Origin of the sequence: Paenibacillus pseudetheri (genome assembly GCF_924513355.1) — a bacterium.
GTDB lineage: Bacteria > Bacillota > Bacilli > Paenibacillales > Paenibacillaceae > Paenibacillus_AQ > Paenibacillus_AQ pseudetheri.
This window is the reverse complement of the sequence record NZ_CAKMAB010000001.1, coordinates 244,192-268,387: the sequence shown is the minus strand read 5'-3', so window position 1 is coordinate 268,387 and position 24,196 is coordinate 244,192. Positions and strand designations below refer to the sequence as shown.

The following is a 24,196-nucleotide window of genomic DNA, read 5'->3' as shown; positions in this document are numbered from 1 at the left end:
GCGCCACTTTATCAACGCCTCATTTCTACAGATTGATCGCTTTTCTAGTTTTGAAATCAACTTCCGGATAATACATATCCGCTACTAACAGGTTAGGTCCGCAACAACCTGCTGCATCGCAGTAACAATTCACCTTCTGGTTCAGCGGATGCTTCGTCTGCCAATCGATAAATATATCATCCAGTTTTTGGTTGTCTATGTTACCAAAGGCTGCGATATCAGCGAAATCTGTAACGAAAACATCTCCAGTGAACATATTTACATTCACACGGTTCCGACCATCCGGATCGTTACGCAATGTAACATTCTTCTCTGCACGCATTCTACTTAGCAATTTCTGATCTTCCTCCAGGAAGCTGCAAGCGAAAAACGGAAGCGTGCCGAATAGCATCCAAACGTCCGGATCACGCTTGTCGAGTAAAGCATGGATCGCTGTCCGCATTTCATTTAAAGATAACACTGGCAGAGCGGAAGCAAAGCTCGAATTGTACATCGGATGAACCTCATGGCGTTTTGCTCCCATGTCGAGAATCAGCTTATGAATTTCAGGCAGCTTAGTGTGGGTACGGTAATTAATCATAGTTTCCGCAGAAATTAACATACCATCCTCACTTAGCCTTCGAGAGTTCTCAATCATTGTATTATATAGCCGATAAGCGGCATCCTTGGCAACCGCATGTCCACTGTTCGCAAAACCGACTTCATGAAAATCGTCACCGTTCACATAATTAAATGAAATATGCATAACGTCCAGATATGGAAGCAGCTTCTCATAACGGGAATACGGCATCGTCAGATTAGAATTAATTTGTGATCTGATTCCCCGCTCCTTGGCGTATTTCAACAATGGCACAATGATATTATCCACCGTTCCGGCGCGAAACATGGGCTCTCCGCCCGTAATACTAATGGTTTCTAGATGCTCAACTTCCTCTAAACGGTCCAGCATATTCTTAAGCGGTAGCATATCTCCTTCTTTGGAGGTTAGACTATCACCAACAGCACAGTGCTCACACCGCATATTGCATAAATTGGTTACGGTGAATTCCACACTCGTTAGCACATGGCGGCCATGCTTACGTAGAGAAGTGATTGGATCCCATGGATCGTAACTTGGCGACAGCTCCCTCGGTGAAGATGTTAATGGTTTTAAAACATTCATTTGTACTAGCTCCTTTAAATCTTATTCCTATTATTAACCCAAAATCATGAAGAAAGAACGATGACTTACCCTATATCATACCACGTTAGTCAAAAAAACTGCACTTATGATGTCTTTCTGACCGTCTTTACTTGCCTTACATTTCAAAAAAATAAAAGCAGCGAGACGAAAAATAGGCTTCCGAAATATCTTCGGACAAGCCTAATCTTCTCTCCACGCTGCTATAAATAATCAATTTGGCGTTTCCTGAGAACTACCTTGTTCTGAGACGTCAATAATAACAACAGAGAGGGCTTTACTAAGATCTCGTTCAAACGGTATGATTTTCTCTCCTTCAGGACCCGTAAGCACACGTACAGTGGGTCTGTGAGGCGCACTTGGATCTATTTTGACCACAACCCCGCTCTCCCCCGTACTGAGATTCACCGTTAGACCCAGCGGATAGATAGCTACACGATCTCTAAATAACTCTAAATGCTTCTGCTCATACAAAGTACCGGAACCAACATAGAGCGCTTCAACGGCTTGATGTGGCAGCATAGCCTTTTTGTAGACTCTATTGGAGGTCATGGCATCGTAGGAATCCGCTACACCCAGCCACTTGGCATATTCATGGATTTGGGATCCTGTTAATCCGCGAGGATATCCTGAACCGTCAATGCGTTCATGATGCTGCAAGGCACAATGTGCTGCGAGCAGCGGGATATTGGGCTCCTCCTTTAGAATCTGAAACCCTATCTCGGTATGAGCCTGCATGTGGCGGAATTCTTCATCACTGAGCCTGCCGGGTTTCTGTACGATTTTTATCGGGATTTGTGTCTTCCCAATATCATGCAGCAGCGCGCCTAGCCCAATCACTCGAAGTTCCTCTTTGCTATACCCGTGAGCAATACCAAGCACTAAAGTATACAAGCAGACATTCAGGGAATGGACATATAAATAGTTATCAGCAGTGTGCATATCCATCAGCATGATCATCGGATCTTCTTGTAGAGACATATCGTCTAAAATGTTATCCATGATCTTAGAAAATTTTTTGTCCAGATGATACAGACCCTTGGTAATACCTGAAGCCCCAGACATTTGCTGAAATTGATTACGAATCACCTTTAGGGCCTTATTGCGCGTCTCATCCTGAAGAATACCAGTTATCACAATATCGTCCGTGACAGAATCCTCTATGTAGATATAGCCGATATCAATTCTAGCAAGACGCTTGATCAATGCATCCGTAAGCTCCACCCCATCAGCGAGTAGAGTTAGACCTTCATCATTATATATTTTTTTACCTAATTTCATGCCTGCTTGAAGCTGATTCACGGATACTAAACGCACTAAACTCACTCCTGCCTTTAACGGTAAAATGCTATTCTGTATTGAAATCCTTGGGTCACACGCTTTGTCTATACCGTTTCTATGGAAATTCAGACAGGTGTACCTTAAAGAAAATCAGATGTGTCCAGGTCTATGCCAACGGGCATTAACGCATAATAAACAACCAGAATATAGCAGCAAGAATAAATCGATAGATCGCGAAATGCGTTAATCGAATCTTTTGAATCCATTTCATAAACAAAATGACCACTAAATATGCCACTACAAAAGAAATCAGAAAGCCAATTACAAAATAACCAATCGTCTCACTTGTGAAGTTTTTATACGAATCCAGCAGTTCATACCCGGAAGCCGCACACATAATTGGAATAGCTATGAGGAAGGAAAAATCCGCAGAAGCCTTATAACTGACTCCGCTTAACATCCCCCCAGAAATTGTAGACCCGGAGCGGGAGAAGCCCGGCCAGAGTACCGAAATAATCTGATACAATCCAATCGCCAGCGCCTGTCCGTAAGACAAATCATCCAGTTCATGGGCAGTAATTCGTATTTTGCGTCTGTTCACCCATTCTGCAACAATCATTAGAATCCCTCCGGCCACAAGTGCCCAGAGTACAGTCGAAGCTCCAAAAAGACTTTTGATAAAGTCGCGGGCAAAAAATGCCACAGCAAGTGCTGGGGCAATCCCAAGTATCACATGAATTAAGTTCAGGCGGGATGCCGGCATAACGCCCCCTCTTCCTGAACTACTACGTCCAATCCCTAGCAAATTGAGCACTCGCTTGCGGTAAACAAGTGCAATCGCCAAAATCGCCCCTAGTTGAATTACAATTTCATAAGTCTTCATAATCGAATCTTGCTCAGCGAAACCTAAAAGCTTCGTGGTCAAGATCATGTGTCCGGTCGAAGATACAGGAATAAATTCAGTGATCCCTTCGACAATTGCTAAAATAATAGCTGTAATCGTGTCCATAATGTCCTCCTATTTTTGGGAATCTAGCACTGTTAAATGGAGTCTATAAGTGTAGATTATGAGCTGTCGGCCTTATTCAGACTTAGCCTCCCAGCGAGTGAGCATGCATTCATCGAGGCTGTTTGGACGCTGTAACTCCATCCGCAAGAGATCGCGCAAAAAATGTGGCAGCAGAAACAAAGCATCCTTCCCATTCGCGATCGTCTCATAGCCTGCCCTGAAAGTAAACATGTCCAGCGTACCAACATTATACTCTCTTTCATCCTCCAGTGGGTTTCCTTCGACAAAAACTGCAACACTCTTATCATACGGTATCATCAGTGGGTCGTACAAGATTTTTAATCCATCTACTGCCAAGCTGCCCAGATGATTCCCGCGGAAACCGTACCCGTAAATGACCTTACTATAAAATTCCTCTGTAAGGCTCTGTTCCAAAGCTGTACGAATGTCTCTACCCTTCAGCTTAATGATGCAAGTATTGATGGGAGAAGGACAAAGTGCGTGTAGCATCCCTGTCGTAACCTCGCCTTCCGGCAATGGTCCTAGCAGCTGACCCGTGTTCACTAATGACATACTAGTTCCTGTAAATCTACGTACTGCTTGTGCCAAAAGATTGCCAAAGGGGGACTCTCCCCGCAAGTTCAAAGGAAGCTCACGGTCAGTAATCGCAACGATCGTCTGAAGAGATTCTTGGCCATGCTTCAAATGAATAGCGGCTGCAGGACCTATAACCTCCTCCTTCAGAAGGGGGTCAATAGGAATACATCCACCCGTTACTAAGCTGAAATCAGACTGAGGATCTAGTCGCTCAAATTGAAGGCGCCCGAGATACCGGCCGAATTTCCCAGCACCGCATACGGCAGTACCATTAATCATAATAGGCTCTTCCAACAGATGGTGCGTATGTCCACCAAGAATCGCATGAACGCCCTCTAACCGCTCTGCCAGAATTTTATCCGTAGGAAGTCCAAGATGAGATAGAACGATTAAAATATCCACCTGTGGCGCTAAAAATAGGCATTGTTCCCGGAGCGCAGTCTCAGGATCTAAAGCATCCCAGCCCAAAAGGGAATAGAACGAAGTAAATGCCGCTGTTGCTCCGGTCACTCCAATTCTAATTCCATCCTTCTCCAAGATCGCATAACGCTTCATCCAGCTTGGCGGCTCTCCTGTCGAAGACTCTACAAAATTACAGCATACTACTGGACACTGTAACCCGGAAAAAATAGATGACAACATCTCCTGAGAGAACGTGAGCCCCTCATTATTGCCAATGGTTACAGCATCATATCCTGTTAAATTTAATACGTCGATGTTAGCCAGACCCATAGTGCCTTCTGTCTCAACAGCTGCACGATCCATATGATCACCAATATCCAGCAGCAGTACAGGCTCTTCTCCCGCTGCAGCCCTTTGTGCGAATATTTCCGCTGCCACCGGACTTACCATCTCAAAATGGCTATGTATATCATTGGTATGAAGTATGGTCAATCTTTGCGGCACATGCCCCATAAGCAACATTCCTCCTACCCTAGAGCTGCTCTTTAATGAAGCAGTCGGTGCGTGATCTTATAGAGCCTAGCATAACATTTTCAGAAACATTATGGTATATTGAAGACATCAGATCATACTTCAGAGGAGAATAAAAATGCATATTACTATCCGACTATTCGCGGGTCTGGCTGAGACAATCGGCTCTTCTTCTCTGTCCTTCCAAGCGACTGAGATTCCCTTAACAGCTGGCAAGCTGAAGGAGCTTCTATCTGCCTCTTATCCGAATGCAGCACCCCAAATTGGGGCTTCTTTAATTGCCATTGACCAGGAATATGCTCCTGATGATTCTATCATCACAGCGTCTTCCGAAGTTGCACTTATTCCTCCAGTTTCCGGGGGAGAGAATGGCACTATATATGAAACTACTAGTGATGGTCTTTATAGCATAACGGACCAGCCTTTAAATGCAGAGAAGCTTCTAGATACCGTTCTTGACATCAATCACGGAGCATCCTTATTATTTATCGGCACTACACGTGAAATGACTGGAGAACAACGTACAACCGCACTTCATTATGAAGCTTATATTCCTATGGCCTTAAGTAAACTAGAGGAGATTGGAAAAGAGGTCAAGAACCGCTGGAACGCAAACTGCGCCATATCTCACCGCATTGGGCTTGTAGGTTTAAAAGAAGCAAGTGTTATCATTGCCATCTCCACACCTCATCGCGATACCTGCTACGAAGCCAGTCGTTTTGCCATTGAACGATTGAAACAGACGGTTCCCGTTTGGAAAAAAGACATTAACGAATCGGGCCAACATTGGGTGAACTCTGATCAAAAAGCTAGTGATACAATCCACAAATAATCTTTTCTCCTTTTTGATTGAAAAATCTGAACTTTGTTGATATTCTGGATAAAATCGGATAAAAGGTGGCATAGGCATTGAGAGTACACGTCTCGGATCTAAAACCTGGTAATCACCTTAACGCGGATGCGTATAGTTCTAGGGGTTTACATGTATTACCGAAAGGATCACTGCTGCAAATAAATGATATCGCCAAGCTGATGCAGCTTGGAGTTGATTATGTTGATATCGAGACGCTAGAGGAAGAGGTATCACCCCTCAGCAGACCTTCAATCATTCAGACGGTGACCACTAGTTTTGATACCATGATTGACGGCTTCGAGTCTCTTTATATGGAAGCGTTATTAAAAGGAAGCTTCAACCAATCCGTGGTAAACGACATTCTTCAGCCTTCGCTTCAAACTTTGGACAAGCATAAAGATGTAGTGTCCCTCCTGCTTTTGCTAGATCGGGAAGATAACTATACCTACAATCACTCCCTTCAGGTAGGCATGCTCTCTTATTATATTGCGATATGGCTTGGTTATTCCAAACAAGAATGCTATGAAATTGGTCGTGCAGGATATTTGATCGATATTGGAAAATGCCGGATTTCACCCTCCCTCTTGAATAAACCAGGGAAGCTAACGCCAGATGAGTTCGAGGAAATCAAACTACATACTAAGTACGGCTACGAAATTATACGTAATTCCATGGACGATTCTTACACAGCTTTGGCTGCTCTCCAGCATCATGAACGTGAGGATGGCTCTGGCTATCCCAGTGGTCTAAGCAAAGTCGATATTCATCCTTATGCACAAATTGCAGCTGTAGCTGACATCTATAGTGCGATGACTTCTAAACGAGTCTATCAGTCGAAGCAAGAGCTTATTTCCGTCCTGCGTGAAATAAACAATCTAAGTTTCGGTAAACTGAACGCTAAAACAGTTCAAGCCTTTATCCAGCATTTAATGCCCAACTTCATCGGCAAGCGTGTGTTGCTGAACACAGGTGATATTGGCGTAATTATTATGAACAATCTGGTGGATATTTTCCGTCCACTGGTAAAGGTTGACGGAATGTTCGTGGATCTTTCCCGCGAACGGAACGTTGCCATTGTAGAAATTTACATGGACTAGGGCGTTTCAATCTTCCTCAAAGCTATCTTTTGTATTCCATGATCCCCCATTTTTTCGGGGGATTTTTTCTGGTGAGCGGGAAAAGTGTTTTCTACTGTAGATACAGCAATGGATGATTGAATTACTAATTTCTTGGCGAGACTAATATGTGGTTTAAATATTTCTAGGAGGTAAAAAGTATGCTTCCAGTCCATGAACGTCTTGCCGAGCTATTCACTCTAAGTCGTCTACGCCAGCTTACAGCCTCCGAAGAAACAGAACAACAGCAATGCCTTCAGGTGAATGCCACTTACTGTTGGGAGATGGCACGACTATAGAATGAAATACTGTTAGCGGAACAGACAACGGATACACAGTGGCATCAGGATATTTGTGCCCAAATGTTTGAGCTACGTATAACGGGTAGATTGCCCAAACGCCCGAAATAATTGGACGTACAATATAAAACAGCCCACTCCTCATTTGCTTTCGCAAGGGGAATGGGCTGTTGTTCTTTGCTATAGAAAGCGGAACTGCGCTTCTATTAAACCGTTATACACACCATCACGTGACGTCAGTTCTCGGTGGGTTCCTTCTTCTTTAATCTCACCATGATCCAGAACGACTATTTTATCCGCATGGCGGATGGTAGATAGTCTATGAGCGACGATAAAGGAGGTCCGGCCCTGAAGTAAGATTTTGAGTGCCTCTTGAATCTTCAGCTCCGTCTCTGTATCAATACTGGCCGTAGCTTCATCAAGGATCAGAATCCGTGGATTCGCCAATAGTGCGCGGGCAAAGGAGAGCAGCTGACGCTGTCCCATGGACAAGGCGCTACCGCGCTCTTCTACCTCTGTCTCATATCCTCCAGGAAGCTTCATAATAAAGTCATGGGCATCTACTGCTTTCGCAACTTTTTCCACTTCTTCATCGGTAGCATCCAGTCGGCCAAACCGGATATTATCGCGAATCGTTCCTGAGAAAATGAAGGTGTCCTGCAGCACGATTCCGATCTGCCTTCTCAGACTATCCAATGTAACTTCACGGATATCTTCACCGTCAATCGTAATTCTTCCGCTCTTAATATCATAGAACCGGCCAATCAGGTTAATAATCGTACTTTTCCCCGAGCCAGTATGACCCACCAGCGCGATCGATTGCCCAGCTTTTACATCCAGATCGATGCCTTTTAAAGCCGCCCGACCCTTTTCATATTCAAAAACAACCTTATTAAAGTTAATATCTCCACGAATCGTTCCTAGTGGTTTAGCCCCTGGATTATCTTGAACCGAAGGCTGCTCATCCAAATATTCAAAGATGCGTTCTGAGGAAGCCATCGCTACCAGCAGCTGGTTATACATCTGTCCCAGACGGTTGATCGGGTCCCAGAAGTTACTGACATAAGAGCTGAACGCTACCAGCAAACCGACTGTAAGCTCGCCAGATTGGATGAGATATGCCCCTAGCCAAAAGAGGATCATCGTTCCAAAACCACCAGTGATCTCGATCATCGGCCCGAAAGCCTGGTTCATCGCAGATGCTTTATTCCAGGACTTTTTGCTATCTGTATTCATAAAATCGAAATAATTCATATTTTCACGTTCTTGTGTATAAGCCTGTGTGACTCTGATCCCCTGAATCGATTCATTCAAGTGAGAATTAATTCTAGAGTTCTTCATCCGCACATCCTGCCAAGCGATCCGAATCTTCTGGCGCAGCTTAGTAGAAATAAAGAACATGATCGGAACCGTAACCATTACTGCAAGACCAAGTTTCCAGTTGATCAATAACAGAATAATGGTAATCCCCAAAAGCTGTACACAGTCAATCATCAAATTGACTACCCCGTTCGTGAACAAATCCTGCAGAGAGTTGATATCATTCGTCACACGTACTAATACCGAACCTGCCGGGCGTTTATCGAAGAAGTTAAAAGAGAGCTTCTGAATATGTTTGAACAAGTCAGAACGCAAGTCATAAATAACTCTTTGTCCAATGATGTTCGTGTACTTAATCCGGTACACACCTGCAATCCATTGAATGAGATATAAGACAATCACACCTGCCGTAAGCGAATAAAGAAGTGTTAAGCTGGGATTCCCAACCTTAGGTGCTATGGCACGGTCGATAGCTAAACTTGTCAAGAAAGGAACGGTCAGCTTCGTAATGGTTCCCAGAATCATCATGATAGAAACCAGTGGAAGCATCTGTTTGGCGTAAGGCTTCATATAGCTGAATAATCTGGTGAACTGCTTCCAGTCAAACGCTTTGTCGATAACGTCATCGTCTTTGTACACGAAACGTTCATCAAGTGTCTTCTGCTCGGCTGCTTTACGCTTTGCTCCCGTAGCGGTGTTCTGTTTGGCTTCAAGTTTCATATGCCTCACTCCTCCCCTCTTCCGGTAGCTCTGGCCAGATAGTCAGCATATTGTATCCGGTATACATCTTGGTATGGACCCGGAACCTCAATTAGCTCCTGATGAGTACCACGCTGCTGAACATGACCTTCGTTCATGACAATGATCTGATCCGCATGACGCAAGGAGGATATCCGATGGGCAATTATAAGTGTTGTACGCCCATTCATGACCTCCTGGAAGCCCGCTTGAATCTCATGTTCCGTTTCCATATCCACAGCGCTGGTCGCATCATCGAGGATAAGGATACGCGGATTCTTAAGCAGGGCTCTTGCGATGGCAATCCGCTGCTTTTGTCCGCCAGAGAGACCCATCCCGCGTTCACCCACTACAGTGTCATAACCATCTGCCATCTCCATAATGAAATCATGCGCCTTGGCCAGCTGTGCAGCACGGATAATCTCCTCCATGCTTACATTTTTCAAGCCATATGAAATGTTGTTGCGGATGGATGAGGAGAACAGAAATGTTTCCTGGAATACGGTGGCAATCTGTGAACGCAGGCTGCGCACACTGTATTCTCTAATATCAATGCCATCCAGCGTAATACTCCCTTCATTGACATCATAAGCACGCATCATCAGTTGGGTAATAGTGGATTTCCCTGAACCTGTGCCTCCAAGAAATCCGATAATTTCACCTGATTTAGCTTCAAAATGGATGTCAGTAACAGCAGGCATTTTGTTCCCGTACGCAAAGGTGACATGATTAAAGGCAACATCCCCCTTAACCTCGGAAGGTACCAGTTCACGGGCATCTTCTTTATCCTTCACATCAATTTTTTGATTAAGTACTTCAAGTACACGTTCTCCCGAAGCTTTGGACTGTGTATAGTTATTAATATGAAAGCCTAGCCCCCATACCGGTCCAATGATGTACCAAATCAAACTGAAGAAGGCCACCAATTCACCTAGTGACATTTTCCCGTTAATGACGAGTGTACCACCTACACCTAACAGGATAGCTATACTTACCGATGCTAAAAGCTCCATGATAGGAAAAAACTTACTCCAGAGTTCAGCGGCAAAAATCTGATTATTCTTATAACGTTCATTACGGTGTGAGAATTTCTCAACTTCGTGAGCCTCTCTAGCAAACGATTTGACAGTTCGCACACCCGTGATATTCTCCTGTACAGCCGTTGTCAGAGAACTCAGCGCAAGGCGCATCTCTTGGAAGGCCGGATGAATCTTGGACTCAAATCTTAAAGCTACTGCTGCCAGAAATGGCATAGTAATCAAAGTAACCAATGTTAGCTGCCAATTAATGGTGAACATCATGATAGAACCAAAGAGCACCATAAAAAACACATTTAACAACTGAGCAAAACCAAAACCGATAAAGTTCCGAATCGCTTCCAAATCCCCGGTCAGCCGGGACATCAGATCTCCTGTTTTCGCGGTATCATAATAACGGAAAGATAGAAATTGCAATTTCTCATAACAAGCGTTACGTAGCCGATATGCCAGAAAATTACCTAACCGCCCTCCAAAAAAACCATGTGCAAATTGCAGGCATGCTTTTACGATTACTACAGCTAACACACTGAGAGCCAACACAGGCACCTCTTTAAACTTAAGTGGAACAATTACTTCATCGATCAGCTTCCTTAACAAATTGGGGGTAATTAGCCCCACTGCAGTTGCGGCGGCCAAGCATACAATCGAAAGAATCAAATAATGCAGCTTCTCTCGGTAATAGCCTCGCAGTTGCCTGAGAACATCCATATCTCTCCTCCTTAAAGCTTTACGAAGTAAAGCTGCTTCGTAAGCATAGACTTAGCTTTACAAAATAAAGCTATTTTTTAGCGCTTACAATTTTAGTGACTTTAAGCAGTGTATCATCCCTAATTTAAAGCGGCAAAGGGTAGAATTGAGCGTTTATCCTGTTATTTCGGAAAAAAGCCCCATATATAGGTGACAAACGACCATCATTGTCTTAAAATACTCGATTTTCCTCCTTAATGCTGTTGAATTAAGAAACTTCATGATCCTTAATATGATCGGCCACTCAAAAGAAGACCTTTATCAGGATATTTACATAATTATTAGCACTTTTCCTCAGATCAGGAGAATTATCATCGGTTTCCTAATGAAAATCCATTGTCCAAGTTGTTCGGTTTAAGCCAAAAAAGGCCTACAAGAAGGACACTCTTTTTCAAAGTGTTTATCTTGTAGGTCTTACATCTATTCTATGGGAAAATAAAGATCCATGTAGACCGAACCGTCGATCTCCAATTTCTCTTCCAGCCAGAAGCGATCCTGATCACAAGAGGTTTTGTAACCTCTGCTGTTTACCCATCCGGCAAGCTTTTTCCATCCTAGCGGAATACGCTCAAAAGGATCAACCATCGGTTCGGTAACCCGTTGGATTGCATATTTGCAGTCCCCAACATGTTTATATTCAAGCCCCGATTCAAGGAAAGAAGGCTCTTCCTCTACAACTACCCAATATTCGTAGCCCCGGAGCCCTTTCTCTTGATCCTCATCGCTAACCGGAACATCAAAACCAAATTGTCTAGCATCGGTCCTAATCCCAGCCCGCTTAGCCCATTCTGTGACAAAGCTAATTACCTCATCTTCAGGATTATCACTGACCCTTACACCACTCACTACCTTCATCGCGCCCAAGCTGCCTATTGTAAATTCACTTAAATAGTCCACTTTAATTCCTCCGCGTAATTGGTTTATTTGATCATCGTCTCCTACGGACATATTCCATTAGGGTGACATCAACCCAAATGCTTCACTTCCTCGTTGCAACGATTAACTGTATTATAAGCTTTGCTTCCACTCAGGATAGGACACTTCTTGCTGTTTCTAAGAACACTCTCTAAAAATCGTACAAACAAGAAAGAAGAATCTACTGTATCTAACGATTGCAGGAATCTCTTAATTCATTAATAGACCAATATTCCTTGTTTCGGATGCTGCGACCTTCAAAAAAATGAACTGTGTCTTATTTATTTCACCTTTTTGCCTAATACAATTACAACCTTTAAATCCGGCCAGCCATACGCCCAGCTGGTTATTGATCTTATATTACATACATGTTATATTCCATATGTGAAATATTAAAAATTGGAGGTTCCTCTATGCTACTTTCGAATGTCGAATTCATGCTGCTGCAAATGATCGCGGAATGCCGCCAAGCTTCCGGATACGATATCAAGAAGCTAGTCGATCGGCGTGGCTATCGGGATTGGGCGAATATCGGCACGACTTCGATCTACTTAGGACTGAAGAAGCTTAAAGATAAAGGATGGGTTACATCCGAGGAATCCGAAGAAAAATCAGGCAAGGGACCTTTGCCACACCGTTTCTCCCTCACCGAAGCCGGTATGATCGCGCTAAGAAACGAAATCCTGGGCAGCCTGTCATCAGCGCGGGAGCGCGACATCCGCTTCGATCTCGGCCTTGCCGCTTTACCTTATATCGGGAAAGACGAGGCCGTGGAAGCTTTGCGGAAACGGTTAGATTTTCTTCAAAAGGCTTCAATAAAAATAAGGCAAAAATACGAATCGCAAGGCGGAGTTCAATTACCGCTGAACGTAAGAGCACTGTTCTTGCATCCTATAAGCCTCATCAAGAGTGAAAGAGCGTTCGTTGCCAGTCTAATTAATGAATTATTGGAGGAGACAGGTGAATATGGCCAAAATCATTGAAGGATTCCATCCTTACCAAGGCGAACATTGCGAAACGACTGCCATGGGCAATTTGCTGCAATTTGCGGGAGTTCACTTGTCGGAGCCGCTGCTGTTCGGACTCGGGCAAGGGCTCGGATTTATTTACTGGGATTCGAAAAAAATAGACTTTCCGTTCATCGGCGGAAGGGTGAAACCGGATGAATTGACGGCCAACCTCGCCGCCCGGCTGGGTTTAATCGTCAATATTCAAGAAACATCGTCCGTCGACAAGGCATGGCAGAACGTACGGAGTTACATCGATCGCGGAATTCCGGTCGGACTAAAGTTGGATTCCTATTACTTAGACTATTTCACGAGCAAAGTGCACTTTGCCGGTCACTATGCGGTTCTTTACGGCATGGACGACGCTAATGCCTACATGGCGGACACCGCACAACAGGGCGGACTGCTGAAGACGAGTTTAACAAGCTTGGCCGCAGCCAGAAATGCAAAAGGACCCATGAGTTCCCGTAATCGTTCTTTCACACTCGAGCCATTTGATACTCTCCCGCCTCTCGTTCAAGCTATACGCGTATCCTTGGCCAAAAATGCGCATGACTATTTGAACCCGCCCATTCGCAATATCGGAAATAAAGGCATTGTAAAAATGAGCGATGAAATCATGAAGTGGCCTTCCCGCAGCAACAATATTGAACATGATTTATGCCTGACCGCATTGCTAATGGAACGTGGTGGAACCGGCGGTGCTTTGTTTCGGAATCTGTATCGGGATTTCCTGAAAGAATGCGCAGATCAGTTGGCAGACCCGAAAATAGAGCAAGCTTACCACTTGTTTGCGGAAATCGCTCCAATGTGGGTCAGCGTATCTGCTTCGATCAACCATGCCGGAAAAACGGGCAGCCACCGGGAGCTGCAGCAGGTGTCCAAACTGTTGCTCGAGATTGCGGATAAAGAACGCGCAGCCATGGAGCTTTTATTGTGAATGCAAGCATTTACGGTGTTTAAAAACCGCAAAGAGGAATTCTTGTTCACGATCAATGCAGCCTTACCTTGTATTATAGGCATCAACTCAAAAGAAGCATCCTGGCCTGAAAAATGGCTTTATGCATGGTTGCATTGTTGGCCTTGGTGGAATGACTATCGACCTTTTCCTAACCACCACACGAAAAACGATGAACCGGAATGCTATTAAATGGGTTACCATTAGCGCGGTTTTTTTTGTTAATCGGTTTTGGAGGATATTTCTTCTATCAATTCCTTCGGAGTGTCCATATTTTTTAGAAGTTAAACCCTTAATAAAATTCCGCTTAATTCTAAAGGATAAATGTAAACATTGGTACAGAATGCAAAGCCTAATCAAAGGCATTATTGTGTATATGAACACTGTTCCAGTCAGAAAACATCTCACGAAAACAAAAAAATACCCCGTCAACCAATAACTATGGTGACGGGGTATTTCTTATTCACTTATCATGCAGTAAACATCAGCAACAGAAATTAACCGATAGAACCTTCCATTTCGAACTTGATCAGACGATTCATTTCGACCGCATATTCCATCGGCAGTTCTTTGGTGAATGGTTCGATGAAGCCCATGACGATCATTTGAGTCGCTTCAGCTTCTGTGAGGCCACGGCTCATCAGATAGAACAGCTGCTCCTCAGAAACTTTGGACACCGTTGCTTCATGCTCAAGCACGATGTTATCGTTCATGATTTCATTGTAAGGAATCGTATCCGAAGTGGATTCGTTATCCAAAATGAGTGTATCACATTTGATGTTCGATTTCGCACCTTCTGCCTGACGGCCGAAGGAAGCAAGACCACGATAAGTTACTTTACCGCCGTGCTTACTGATCGATTTCGATACAATGGTGGATGTTGTGTCTGGAGCCAAATGGATCATCTTGGCACCCGCATCCTGGTGCTGGCCTTTACCCGCTACCGCGATGGACAGTACTGAACCTTTAGCTCCACGGCCTTTAAGAACCACCGCAGGGTACTTCATAGTCAGCTTGGAACCGATGTTGCCATCGACCCATTCCATCGTAGCATTCTCTTCTGCAACCGCACGTTTAGTAACGAGGTTGTAGATGTTAGGAGCCCAGTTCTGAATCGTAGTATAACGAACGCGTGAGTTCTTCATACACAAGATTTCAACAACCGCACTGTGCAGAGAATTCGTGCTGTAGATTGGCGCTGTACAGCCTTCTACATAATGCACGAAGCTATCTTCGTCAGCGAGGATCAAGGTACGCTCAAATTGTCCCATATTCTCAGAGTTAATACGGAAGTAAGCCTGCAAAGGAACTTCACATTTCACACCTTTAGGAACGTAGATGAAGCTTCCGCCTGACCAAACTGCACTGTTAAGTGCTGCAAATTTATTATCGGTTGGAGGGATGATCGTCCCGAAGAACTTCTTAAGAAGCTCTGGATGTTCACGCAGTGCAGTATCGGTATCTGTAAAAATAACCCCTTGATCTTCAAGGCTCTTCTGCATGCTGTGGTATACAACCTCAGATTCATATTGTGCCGATACGCCGGCGAGGAACTTCTGTTCCGCTTCAGGGATACCCAGCTTATCAAAGGTTTCCTTGATTTCGGAAGGAACTTCTTCCCAAGTCTTCCCTTGTTTCTCTGAAGGTCTTACATAATATTGAATATCCTCAAAATCTAAATCGTCCATATTGCCGCCCCATGTAGGCATCGGCATTTTACGGAACTGTTCAAGGGATTTTAAGCGGAAATCAAGCATCCACTGTGGTTCATTTTTGATTGCTGAAATTTCTTTAACAATTTCGGCCGTCAAACCTTTACCAGACTGGAATATCGACTTATGCTCATCACGGAACCCATATTGGTATTCTTCCATATCAGGCGCTTTCTTAGCCATGGTGTCAGCCTCCTTGTTCTTCTACTGTTATTTATGTTGCTCTTCTTCGTCAATTCCTTTACGAAGCGCATTCCAAGCCAGTGTTGCACATTTGATCCGTGCAGGGAATTTATTCACACCCGATAGGGCTTCAATATCTTCATAATCTCCAAAATCCACGTCTTCACCCTTCATCAGTAAGGAGAAGTTATCAGCTAGTTCAAGTGCTCGTTCAACCGTTTGACCTTTGATCGCCTCAGTCATCATCGAAGCCGATGACATACTGATCGAGCAACCTTCACCGTTATAACGGGCATCTTTGACGATTCCATCCTCTACCTTAAGCTGAAGTGTAATACGGTCACCACAAGTTGGGTTATTTAGTTCAATTTTCAGAGCATCATCTTCAAATGAACCACGATTCCGGGGACTTTTATAATGATCCATAATTACGCGTCTGTACAAGTCATCCAAGTTCATAGCCGAAGTACTCCTTTGTCTTGATTAAAGCGTCCACCAGTCGATCTACATCCTGCTCGGTGTTATACAGGTAAAAGCTCGCACGTGCTGTTGAGCTGGCTTCCAGCCAGCGCATCAGCGGCTGACAGCAGTGATGACCAGCACGGATAGCAATTCCCTCCGCATCTAGTACTGTAGCGACATCATGCGGGTGAACGTCACCCAGATTAAAAGTCACAACGCCAACTTCACGATTGCGCGGACCATAAATGGTCAAGCCATCAATTTCAGATAAACGCTGTTCTGCGTATGCGGCAAGCTTCTTCTCATGGCTGTGAATCTCATCCATGCCGATTTCTTGTAAGAAATCTACGGCTGCACCTAAGCCAACAGCTCCTGCAATGATCGGCGTACCGCCCTCAAACTTCCAAGGAAGTTCTTTCCATGTCGATTCATAGAGACCCACATCATCAATCATTTCGCCACCGAACTCAATAGGTTCCATGGCTTCAAGGAGTGCTCTTTTGCCGTACAAAGCCCCAATTCCAGTCGGTGCTAGCATTTTATGTCCGGAAAGTGCATAGAAATCACAATCCAGATCTTGCATATCGACCTTCATATGAGGTGTGCTCTGTGCACCGTCTACGACAATTACCGCACCGTTACGATGAGCAATCGCCGCAAGCTCTTTAATCGGATGAGTTACTCCCATAACATTAGATACATAAGCGATAGCAACGATCTTGGTTTTATCCGTAATCGTCTTTTCAGCATCTTCAAGCGTAATCGTTCCGTCAGGTTGCAACGGTATATATTTTAAAGTAGCACCTGTCTTCTTAGCTAGCTGCTGCCAGGGGATCAAATTGCTATGATGCTCCATCAGGGTGATGACAATTTCATCGCCTTCACCCACTGCAGATGGCCCGTAAGAAGAGGCAACAAGATTTAGGGCAGTGGTTGTGCCGCGCGTAAAGATGATTTCTTTAGTGCTGCGGGCGTTAATAAACTTAGCTAGCTTCTCCCGGGCTCCCTCGTAGGCATCTGTTGCACGGCTGCCTAGAGTATGGACGCCACGGTGTACGTTGGCGTTATCCCACTCATAATACGACTTGACCGCCTCAATCACTTGACGAGGCTTCTGTGAAGTAGCAGCACTGTCCAGATAGACCAGTGGATGTCCGTTCACATTCTGGTTCAGTATGGGAAATTGCTCCCGGATGACGCTCCCTATCATTGACCTAACTTCCTTTCCACAAGAGATTGGAGCTGATTGCGCAGTCCCTCTAGTGGAATTTGCGACACAACAGGAGCCAAGAAGCCATAGATGATCAGAGTTTCTGCATCATGCCGTGTAATTCCGCGGGACATCAGGTAAAAGACTTGCTCGTGATTGACCTGTCCTACGGAAGCGGCATGGCCTGCTGTAACATCATCTTCATCAATCAGTAGGATCGGATTGGCGTCACCACGGGCTTTTGGACTCAGCATCAATACTTTCTCCGTTTGCTGACCGTCGGCTCTTGTAGCACCTTTCTCGATCTTGGTAATTCCGTTGATGATAGAAGTAGCATTATCACGCATAACCGCACGAGTGATCATGTCACTTGGGGTATTTTTGCCGAAATGCTGAGCTTGAGTAGTGTAATTCAATTTCTGTGATCCCGTACCTACAGCAATTACTTTAGCATCCGAGCTAGAGCCATTGCCTTTGAGCACAGACTTGGTATCACTTGCTGTATCACCATAGTTCATCTCACCAACAATCCACTCGATCGTTCCGTCATTCTCAACAACAGCGCGGCGGTAAGTCACATCTGTTGTATCCACGCCCAGCTGATGCACTGTAGCATAACGTACTTTAGCACCTGCACCCACGAATACTTCTACAGCACCATTGTGCAAGCCAGCTTCCTCTTTATCCGACACGTAGTTGTCTACGTATGTCAGGGAGCTGTTAGTATCCGCTACAATCAGAATGTGAGGAACAAATGAAGCTTCCGCATCATCTGTTAACAGCACCGCCTGAAGTGGAGTTTCAACCACTACATTCTTAGGAACATAGAGGAATACTCCCCCGTTCCAAAGTGCTGCATGAAGCGCAGCGATAGAATGCTCGTCAGGCTGAATCGCCTTATGAAGATAACGTTGTACCAAATCTCCGTGCTCTTTAACAGCCGTTTGCAGATCGGTAAATATAACACCTTGTGCTGCAAGTTCAGGAGCTAGTCGTGTATATACTGCACCAGAGTTACGTTGAATAATCAGACTGCCTTCTTCCTGATCCTTGATCAAGGAGGAAATGGAAGCAGGTGCATCCTTCAGTGAAGCAATGGTTTCGCTTGCTTTGTAGCTACCGTAATTGTTCACATTCCAACGATCAATCCGTGTCTTCTCTAATTTAGGCAGTGTCAGAGTAGCTGCCAGTTCAAGTGCTTTCAAGCGGCTTTCTTTCAGCCAACCCGGTTCGCCGCTACTATGCGATAATTCGCTCAAGCGCTCGGCATCCACCGGAAGAATGGTCTGTGTCGTCATAAGTGTTCTCCTCCTTCCTGGCGTTTCTTACGCGTCTTGCCCTACTGTTTCGTCTTCAATTCCAAGTTCTTCTTTAATCCATTCGTAGCCTTCTGCTTCCAGACGTTGTGCAAGCTCAGGACCACCGGATTTCACAATTCTGCCCTGCATCATAACATGTACAAAATCAGGTTTGATGTAGTTCAAGAGACGTTGATAGTGGGTAATAACCAGGAAACCGCGATCTTCACTCCGCATAGAGTTTACGCCTTCGGCAACAATTTTCAAAGCATCAATATCAAGACCAGAGTCAATTTCGTCCAGAATCACGATTTTTGGATCTAGCATCATCATTTGTAGAATTTCGTTACGTTTCTTCTCACCACCGGAGAAGCCTTCGTTCAGGTAACGGTGTAGGAACTCAGGGTTCATGTCCAGTTCTTTCATCTTCGCTTCCATAAGACGGATAAAACGAATCAAAGAAATTTCGCTTCCCTCTTCACGACGGGCATTAATGGCAGAGCGCAAGAAATCGGAGTTTGTTACTCCGGAAATTTCACTTGGGTACTGCATAGCAAGGAAAAGACCTGCACGTGCGCGTTCATCAACCGCCATCTCCAGAAGATCTTCACCTTCAAGTGTTGCTGTTCCTTCAGTTACTTCATATTTAGGGTGACCCATAAGAGCTGACGCCAAGGTACTTTTACCTGTACCGTTTGGTCCCATGATGGCGTGAATTTCGCCACCTTTCATTTGAAGGTTAATCCCCTTCAAAATCTCTTTTCCCTCAATCGTCGCTTTAAGTCCCTCAATGACAAAATCTGCTGCCATAATATTATTCCCTCCATTGATCGATTTGCGAAATCAAAAGTTGTATTGAAACAGGATGATCCTGATTCCCAGCACAATTAGATTCTATATCACATTATAATTATTATAAATTGAATCACAATGATTATCAATGATTATCAACAATTTTATAACAAACCCTGTTTTTTTACAAATATCTCTTTTTATTTATCCTTTAATGCACCGCATGTTTCGCTATTTTCCGTAACCACCTAACGCAAAAAATAAGACCTCCCGCAGGAAGCCTTATTTCATATGAGTTATCGTTTAGCTAACGTAGGAACGCAGCATCCATTGATGTTTCTCAAGATCACCACGAATTTTAATAAACATGTCAGAGGTAGGCTGGTCCTTAATTTCCTCAGCAAGCTCAATACCTTCTGTCAGCTCTTCAGAAATAGTAGCGAAGTCTTCAATCAGAGACTGGACCATACCACGTGTATCCTCTTTACCCGTAGCTTCTTGAATCGTTGCCAATTCCAGATATTCTTTCATCGTCGCAGCGGGACTTCCCTTAATGCTTAGCAGACGCTCTGCAACTTCATCCATTTGCAGCGTCACTTCATTATATAGATCCTCAAATTTCACGTGAAGAGAGAAGAATTGTTCTCCTTTTACGTACCAATGAAAATTATGGATTTTAACGTACAGTACATTCAAGTTAGCAACCTGACGGTTCATAATTTGTTCCAGTGAAGTTGTATTTACTTTATTAGATGCTTTTGCCATGAGATGATCCCATCCTTATCCTTTATATTTACCGGGCTACTCAGTCCTTCGTCCGGCAGCAACTTGTCTATTCTTAATTTACCCCTTAGCATGTAAGACGAAACAAGGAGAACCCTTCCATAAAATCTCTGTTTAAATTATGTACACTGGAGACACTCTCTATACTGTTCAACATTTCAGCTTCTTGCAAAAAAACATAAGAGGCCATTGGCCTCTTATGTTTTGGATTTTGTAAGATTGTTCAGTCAGACCATGAGAAGTAATGCATCCGCACCCGTCATGCCAGGTACAATACCTAACCGCTCCGCTTCTATGGTTACCGACTCCAATGGGGCAACTAACAGCTGTGACAGCGTACGTACACCAACCGCCCGGGCTGCAATAATATGCCGATCACTGAGCTTCTCATTGAGCAAACCAACATCCAGCGCACCACACATAATATACCCTCGGCTTGTGCTGATTGAGAGCAGCGTTGTTTTCGGAAGCTTAACTTCTACCCCGATCAGCGTATGTTCACCTACGATAATGGGCTCCATAGTAACCAATAGCAGTACCTCCTTTATTCACCAACCACGATGTATATGTATGCTTCACTCCCTGCTGATGTGCAGTTGGTAGCCCTAGGCTTTTCGTAAAAAACACAGTACCTTGGTCCCATTTTCTCTAGTGTCAGGTATATGATTATTACTTGTTTAATGGTATAGTTTATTTACATTCTTATAATTGTAAAGAAATGTTCAAACGAAAAGCTGGGGGATCTATGGACAAGAAACTACAACATACAGACGGCAACTATTTATTTAATGTCGACATCCTGATTAATGCCCGTACCAACCCACTTGCATTGCAATATCTGCTTGAAATGTTGAACAATAATGACAAAATCACAGATTTCAACATTAACTCCGGTCTTGAATTAGGGAGAACCATTGACAGCTTGCTTCGTTCTGCCAAACTAGCCTTGAATCAAAGCTCTGCTCCTCCCACTTCATTTAAGCTGCCACCAAAGACCACTAAAAAGCAGCTCGATAAACCGATTGATACACAGGCAGAATTGCCTGCACAGCAGTCAACTATTGAGACGCCAGCTGATGCATACGGGAAAATTCGACAGTACATTCAGAACAATCAATTAGTACGTTTACGAGCGAACCGGTACGGGAAACAAGTGTCCATGCCCTGTCGTATTTTAAATTTTGATGAAGCAGCCAACTCTATTAGTGTCTATCACGTGGATGAGAAACAGGTATACAGCTTTAATTTAAATGAGATCGATGAATTTCTGTAAACGTATACGTTACAGATAAATAAGCATCCGCCCCTATAAGGAACGGATGCTTATTTATCAACTTCTGTAACTTGATTGCTTAGGATGCCTCTTTGCTGCGTGAGAATGCTTCCACAGCCAAACATAACCAGCCAGCTATGAAGCATACACCACCAATAGGTGTAATCGCTCCAAGCACCTTAATCCCGGAGATGCTCAGAACATACAAGCTACCTGAGAACAGAACTGTGCCTGTTATTAACAGCCGCCCTGCCCAACGTAACCGGGTGCTTTCACCCCATTGCCCCACAGCCAGTGCTATCAGAATTACCCCTAACGCATGTACCAAGTGATACTGTACACCCGTCTCATATACCTTCATATATTCTTCGCTAATAACAGGTTTTAACAAATGAGCGCCAAAAGCGCCTACTCCTACTGCCAGCATCGCTAGTACAGCCCCCCAGGCCATAAGTTTCCGTTGCATACGATTACAACTCCTTAATATTAGACTTCTTCTATCATAAACGATTACCGATTGCTTTTTCCAGCAGCCATTTACGAATTAGCCACAATCAAGGGTTGCTTTTTTAGCATCAATATGAAAAAGTGGATATTAACAACATCTCATTCTTATCTCTCAAGGAGTGCAACCTATGAACCTTAATTCTCTCTCAAAATCTGACGCGACTACAGCAGAGGTAGGAAATACCCAACCTGATCTGTACCAGAAAGTAGATCATGACCTGCAACACTCTGGACCCGGTATTGCTTCTTTCATCATCAGCCTCGTGACCATAATGGGTTATGCTGCTCTCTTCATCTTCATTATTATGAAGGCTTCTTCCATGGTTAACGAGAACTCTAATCTACTAGCTGAATCATCGCAGTCCATCATGCTTCTCGGAATGACTGTTATTATTCTTTCAGCTCTTAATGTAATTGGCGTTGTCATCGGCATTATTGGACTTTCCATCCGGAAGAGACGTAAGGTTTTCGGCGTTATAGGCACTATCATCAACGGTGTGATTATCCTACTCTTCATGCTGCTTACTACTATTTTTTTAGTCAATGCCGGGACGCTATAATGTTCATTCATATTTCCAAGACAAAAGGGCTGTTCCTGAAATCAATCAGGAACAGCCCTTTTATTATTCATAAATGATAAAGTTTCTTCACTTTGCAAGTGACAGCTTCGAAAGTACACGCTGTTTAACTGTAGCATCGCCTTCCACTGCTTTTTCAACATATTCAAAAACTACGGAATCATCCGTATTCAACTTCTCAAGAACGCTCTCCATACCAGCTGTAATCTCAAAAGCCGTAGGACCTTCTTTGGTCTCAATCTCAACAGAATGACTATCTATTTGTCCGACGTAAACGCCTGTTCCTTTAAGAATTTTGGCTTCTGGATTTGCAGTAGGTTGGGGTGCGGGAGTGCTTGGATTCTCTGTTGGTGCAGTTGTACTCGTACCTTCTGTAGGTACGGGTGTGCTTGTGCTCTCAGCTGTTGGTACTGGAGAAGCTGTTGCACTTGGTTCTGCAGATGGCTGTGCTGAGTTATTAGTAGCACCGCAAGCGGTTAAAGCTAGTGTTAACGCTGCGATTGCAGCTATGGCGGGTAAGGAACGTTGTTTTTTCATGTTGACTGCCTCCTCTATGTGTTTAGCGGTAATTTTCAAAGTCATTTTCCACAAGCCTACTTCTATAACGTTATCAACTTTGCTAAGGTTTCATAATACGTTATTTTTAATAACTTCCATTCTTTAATAGGCATCCGCCGATGCAGGCTGAAATAGGGTTAATACAATAGTAATGAGCCTGATTTATCCCTAAGGAGTGGTCCCCTTGAGAATCGATATCGGCTGCGGATCCAGTAAAGAAGCAGGTTATCTCGGGATCGATCGTATCGCGGGTCCCGATGTGGATATTGTCTGTGACATTAGCCAAGGCATCCCTTTGCCGGACAATACCGCCGAGTTTGTAATGGCTAGTCGTGTATTACCCTATATCGACGATTTATCCGTGGTTATGTCGGAAATTCACAGAATTAGTATCCATAAAGCCATTGTTTGTATTCTGGCCCCGTATGCCCACAGTTTTGTCCATATATCCAATCCTTCCTTTAAGCAGAAGTTTGATGAATATACTCCGAGGTATTTCACAGGATCCTTTTTCCAGCCTCCGTCCGGTCCAGTATGCCCACCGATTCCTGACTATCCCATCCCTGTGCCGCCGTTCGATTATCGGCTACTGCGTATGGAGCTATTCTATCAATACCCTTATGAAGATCCTCTTTATGAAACAGAAGAACTAGAAATACTAAAGATGCTTCAAGCTAATGTTGTGCATGAAATCATGTACCATTTCACCGTAATCAAAGAAGATATTTCCAATCATGAACTGGATTTGATGAGTAGAGGGCACTACGCTGAACCCCGTGTTCTTATGAAACGCAGGCTAAAATCACACGATAGACAAAATTTCCTATAATTTATTAATGGGACATACA

At 44.0% G+C, this 24,196-nt stretch carries 24 protein-coding genes and 1 pseudogene; 9 read left to right on the top strand and 16 right to left on the bottom strand.

From position 1 onward, the window contains the following. Positions 1-25: 25 nt before the first annotated feature. The 4 genes from yfkAB to L1028_RS01245 all read right to left on the bottom strand — a co-directional run bounded on the left by yfkAB (position 26) and on the right by L1028_RS01245 (position 4,982). Positions 26-1,162, bottom strand: coding sequence for a radical SAM/CxCxxxxC motif protein YfkAB (gene yfkAB, locus L1028_RS01260; RefSeq protein WP_234530187.1), 1,137 nt, complete (start codon positions 1,160-1,162; stop codon positions 26-28). Between the two features lie 231 nt (positions 1,163-1,393). Next, positions 1,394-2,497: an HD-GYP domain-containing protein gene (locus L1028_RS01255; RefSeq protein ID WP_234530185.1), complete on the bottom strand. Its 1,104-nt coding sequence runs from the start codon at positions 2,495-2,497 to the stop codon at positions 1,394-1,396. A 145-nt stretch (positions 2,498-2,642) separates the two neighbouring features. After that, positions 2,643-3,470, bottom strand: a complete 828-nt coding sequence (locus L1028_RS01250; RefSeq protein ID WP_234530184.1) for an undecaprenyl-diphosphate phosphatase — start codon at positions 3,468-3,470, stop codon at positions 2,643-2,645. Between the two features lie 72 nt (positions 3,471-3,542). Beyond that, positions 3,543-4,982, bottom strand: coding sequence for a bifunctional metallophosphatase/5'-nucleotidase (locus L1028_RS01245; protein WP_234530182.1), 1,440 nt, complete (start codon positions 4,980-4,982; stop codon positions 3,543-3,545). 136 nt (positions 4,983-5,118) lie between these two features. Here L1028_RS01245 and L1028_RS01240 point away from each other — a divergent pair, with 136 nt between their 5' ends. The 3 genes and pseudogenes from L1028_RS01240 (at position 5,119) to L1028_RS31585 (ending at position 7,378) form a co-directional block, all read left to right on the top strand. Then, positions 5,119-5,832: a molybdenum cofactor biosynthesis protein gene (locus L1028_RS01240; protein WP_234530180.1), complete on the top strand. Its 714-nt coding sequence runs from the start codon at positions 5,119-5,121 to the stop codon at positions 5,830-5,832. A gap of 77 nt (positions 5,833-5,909) precedes the next feature. After that, on the top strand, positions 5,910-6,950 hold the full coding sequence (locus tag L1028_RS01235; protein ID WP_234530178.1) for an HD-GYP domain-containing protein: 1,041 nt from the start codon (positions 5,910-5,912) through the stop codon (positions 6,948-6,950). Between the two features lie 179 nt (positions 6,951-7,129). Continuing rightward, positions 7,130-7,378, top strand: a pseudogene (locus L1028_RS31585) (DUF7667 family protein). Between the two features lie 69 nt (positions 7,379-7,447). Here the strand turns inward: L1028_RS31585 and L1028_RS01225 are convergent. From L1028_RS01225 to L1028_RS01215, 3 genes are all read right to left on the bottom strand, one after another. Next, positions 7,448-9,307 (bottom strand): ABC transporter ATP-binding protein, encoded by a 1,860-nt coding sequence (locus L1028_RS01225; RefSeq protein WP_234530173.1) that lies wholly within the window; start codon positions 9,305-9,307, stop codon positions 7,448-7,450. A 5-nt stretch (positions 9,308-9,312) separates the two neighbouring features. Further along, entirely contained in the window at positions 9,313-11,073 is a 1,761-nt protein-coding gene (locus tag L1028_RS01220; RefSeq protein WP_234530171.1) for an ABC transporter ATP-binding protein, read from the bottom strand. A gap of 459 nt (positions 11,074-11,532) precedes the next feature. Beyond that, complete coding sequence (locus tag L1028_RS01215) at positions 11,533-12,060, bottom strand: effector binding domain-containing protein (protein WP_234530170.1); 528 nt, start codon at positions 12,058-12,060, stop codon at positions 11,533-11,535. A gap of 380 nt (positions 12,061-12,440) precedes the next feature. On the opposite strand from L1028_RS01215, the gene L1028_RS01210 reads away from it, so the two are divergent. Genes L1028_RS01210 through L1028_RS01200 form a run of 3 tightly spaced genes read left to right on the top strand, consistent with a single transcriptional unit; the run spans position 12,441 to position 14,184 of the window. Beyond that, a complete protein-coding gene (locus tag L1028_RS01210) occupies positions 12,441-13,010 on the top strand; it encodes a PadR family transcriptional regulator (RefSeq protein ID WP_234530168.1) in 570 nt (189 codons plus the stop codon). After that, positions 12,994-13,974, top strand: a complete 981-nt coding sequence (locus L1028_RS01205) for a BtrH N-terminal domain-containing protein (RefSeq protein WP_234530166.1) — start codon at positions 12,994-12,996, stop codon at positions 13,972-13,974. Before L1028_RS01210 ends, L1028_RS01205 begins: the two co-directional genes overlap by 17 nt. After that, the gene (locus L1028_RS01200; RefSeq protein ID WP_234530164.1) at positions 13,975-14,184 is read left to right on the top strand and encodes a hypothetical protein; all 210 of its coding nucleotides are present in this window, start codon (positions 13,975-13,977) and stop codon (positions 14,182-14,184) included. A 305-nt stretch (positions 14,185-14,489) separates the two neighbouring features. Here the strand turns inward: L1028_RS01200 and sufB are convergent, their stop codons facing one another. The 7 genes from sufB to L1028_RS01165 all read right to left on the bottom strand — a co-directional run bounded on the left by sufB (position 14,490) and on the right by L1028_RS01165 (position 20,962). Beyond that, positions 14,490-15,887, bottom strand: coding sequence for a Fe-S cluster assembly protein SufB (sufB, locus tag L1028_RS01195; RefSeq protein ID WP_042186357.1), 1,398 nt, complete (start codon positions 15,885-15,887; stop codon positions 14,490-14,492). A 27-nt stretch (positions 15,888-15,914) separates the two neighbouring features. Next, positions 15,915-16,346: a Fe-S cluster assembly sulfur transfer protein SufU gene (gene sufU, locus L1028_RS01190; protein ID WP_036684339.1), complete on the bottom strand. Its 432-nt coding sequence runs from the start codon at positions 16,344-16,346 to the stop codon at positions 15,915-15,917. Next, on the bottom strand, positions 16,333-17,559 hold the full coding sequence (locus tag L1028_RS01185) for a cysteine desulfurase (protein ID WP_234530162.1): 1,227 nt from the start codon (positions 17,557-17,559) through the stop codon (positions 16,333-16,335). Before L1028_RS01185 ends, sufU begins: the two co-directional genes overlap by 14 nt. Further along, complete coding sequence (gene sufD, locus L1028_RS01180) at positions 17,556-18,857, bottom strand: Fe-S cluster assembly protein SufD (RefSeq protein WP_042186353.1); 1,302 nt, start codon at positions 18,855-18,857, stop codon at positions 17,556-17,558. The genes L1028_RS01185 and sufD overlap by 4 nt, the downstream gene beginning before the upstream one ends. A gap of 27 nt (positions 18,858-18,884) precedes the next feature. Further along, on the bottom strand, positions 18,885-19,667 hold the full coding sequence (sufC, locus tag L1028_RS01175) for a Fe-S cluster assembly ATPase SufC (RefSeq protein ID WP_042186351.1): 783 nt from the start codon (positions 19,665-19,667) through the stop codon (positions 18,885-18,887). 285 nt (positions 19,668-19,952) lie between these two features. Then, on the bottom strand, positions 19,953-20,414 hold the full coding sequence (locus L1028_RS01170; RefSeq protein ID WP_234530160.1) for a Dps family protein: 462 nt from the start codon (positions 20,412-20,414) through the stop codon (positions 19,953-19,955). A 245-nt stretch (positions 20,415-20,659) separates the two neighbouring features. Beyond that, positions 20,660-20,962 (bottom strand): YunC family protein, encoded by a 303-nt coding sequence (locus L1028_RS01165; RefSeq protein ID WP_234530158.1) that lies wholly within the window; start codon positions 20,960-20,962, stop codon positions 20,660-20,662. A 215-nt stretch (positions 20,963-21,177) separates the two neighbouring features. On the opposite strand from L1028_RS01165, the gene L1028_RS01160 reads away from it, so the two are divergent. Continuing rightward, positions 21,178-21,705: a hypothetical protein gene (locus tag L1028_RS01160; RefSeq protein WP_234530156.1), complete on the top strand. Its 528-nt coding sequence runs from the start codon at positions 21,178-21,180 to the stop codon at positions 21,703-21,705. Between the two features lie 79 nt (positions 21,706-21,784). On the opposite strand, the gene L1028_RS01155 is transcribed toward L1028_RS01160, so the two are convergent. Beyond that, on the bottom strand, positions 21,785-22,171 hold the full coding sequence (locus L1028_RS01155) for a DUF423 domain-containing protein (RefSeq protein WP_234530154.1): 387 nt from the start codon (positions 22,169-22,171) through the stop codon (positions 21,785-21,787). A 169-nt stretch (positions 22,172-22,340) separates the two neighbouring features. Between L1028_RS01155 and L1028_RS01150 the strand changes: the two genes are divergently transcribed. Beyond that, positions 22,341-22,772, top strand: coding sequence for a hypothetical protein (locus L1028_RS01150; RefSeq protein WP_234530153.1), 432 nt, complete (start codon positions 22,341-22,343; stop codon positions 22,770-22,772). 87 nt (positions 22,773-22,859) lie between these two features. Here L1028_RS01150 and L1028_RS01145 read toward each other — a convergent pair whose 3' ends face one another. After that, positions 22,860-23,327, bottom strand: a complete 468-nt coding sequence (locus L1028_RS01145; RefSeq protein ID WP_234530151.1) for a hypothetical protein — start codon at positions 23,325-23,327, stop codon at positions 22,860-22,862. Between the two features lie 205 nt (positions 23,328-23,532). Between L1028_RS01145 and L1028_RS01140 the strand changes: the two genes are divergently transcribed. After that, on the top strand, positions 23,533-24,177 hold the full coding sequence (locus tag L1028_RS01140; RefSeq protein WP_234530148.1) for a methyltransferase domain-containing protein: 645 nt from the start codon (positions 23,533-23,535) through the stop codon (positions 24,175-24,177). Positions 24,178-24,196: the final 19 nt, after the last annotated feature.

Bases quoted from the DNA above. Each gene is read 5' to 3' on its own strand.
- sufU (WP_036684339.1), bottom strand. From the start codon at position 16,346: ATGAACTTGGATGACTTGTACAGACGCGTAATTATGGATCATTATAAA.
- sufB (WP_042186357.1), bottom strand. From the start codon at position 15,887: ATGGCTAAGAAAGCGCCTGATATGGAAGAATACCAATATGGGTTCCGT.
- L1028_RS01225 (WP_234530173.1), bottom strand. From the start codon at position 9,307: ATGAAACTTGAAGCCAAACAGAACACCGCTACGGGAGCAAAGCGTAAA.
- yfkAB (WP_234530187.1), bottom strand. From the start codon at position 1,162: ATGAATGTTTTAAAACCATTAACATCTTCACCGAGGGAGCTGTCGCCA.
- L1028_RS01215 (WP_234530170.1), bottom strand. From the start codon at position 12,060: ATGTCCGTAGGAGACGATGATCAAATAAACCAATTACGCGGAGGAATT.
- L1028_RS01155 (WP_234530154.1), bottom strand. From the start codon at position 22,171: ATGCAACGGAAACTTATGGCCTGGGGGGCTGTACTAGCGATGCTGGCA.
- L1028_RS01185 (WP_234530162.1), bottom strand. From the start codon at position 17,559: ATGATAGGGAGCGTCATCCGGGAGCAATTTCCCATACTGAACCAGAAT.
- L1028_RS01210 (WP_234530168.1), top strand. From the start codon at position 12,441: ATGCTACTTTCGAATGTCGAATTCATGCTGCTGCAAATGATCGCGGAA.
- L1028_RS01160 (WP_234530156.1), top strand. From the start codon at position 21,178: ATGGACAAGAAACTACAACATACAGACGGCAACTATTTATTTAATGTC.
- L1028_RS01145 (WP_234530151.1), bottom strand. From the start codon at position 23,327: ATGAAAAAACAACGTTCCTTACCCGCCATAGCTGCAATCGCAGCGTTA.
- L1028_RS01150 (WP_234530153.1), top strand. From the start codon at position 22,341: ATGAACCTTAATTCTCTCTCAAAATCTGACGCGACTACAGCAGAGGTA.
- L1028_RS01200 (WP_234530164.1), top strand. From the start codon at position 13,975: ATGCAAGCATTTACGGTGTTTAAAAACCGCAAAGAGGAATTCTTGTTC.
- L1028_RS01170 (WP_234530160.1), bottom strand. From the start codon at position 20,414: ATGGCAAAAGCATCTAATAAAGTAAATACAACTTCACTGGAACAAATT.
- sufC (WP_042186351.1), bottom strand. From the start codon at position 19,667: ATGGCAGCAGATTTTGTCATTGAGGGACTTAAAGCGACGATTGAGGGA.
- L1028_RS01220 (WP_234530171.1), bottom strand. From the start codon at position 11,073: ATGGATGTTCTCAGGCAACTGCGAGGCTATTACCGAGAGAAGCTGCAT.
- L1028_RS01250 (WP_234530184.1), bottom strand. From the start codon at position 3,470: ATGGACACGATTACAGCTATTATTTTAGCAATTGTCGAAGGGATCACT.
- L1028_RS01205 (WP_234530166.1), top strand. From the start codon at position 12,994: ATGGCCAAAATCATTGAAGGATTCCATCCTTACCAAGGCGAACATTGC.
- L1028_RS01245 (WP_234530182.1), bottom strand. From the start codon at position 4,982: ATGGGGCATGTGCCGCAAAGATTGACCATACTTCATACCAATGATATA.
- sufD (WP_042186353.1), bottom strand. From the start codon at position 18,857: ATGACGACACAGACCATTCTTCCGGTGGATGCCGAGCGCTTGAGCGAA.
- L1028_RS01240 (WP_234530180.1), top strand. From the start codon at position 5,119: ATGCATATTACTATCCGACTATTCGCGGGTCTGGCTGAGACAATCGGC.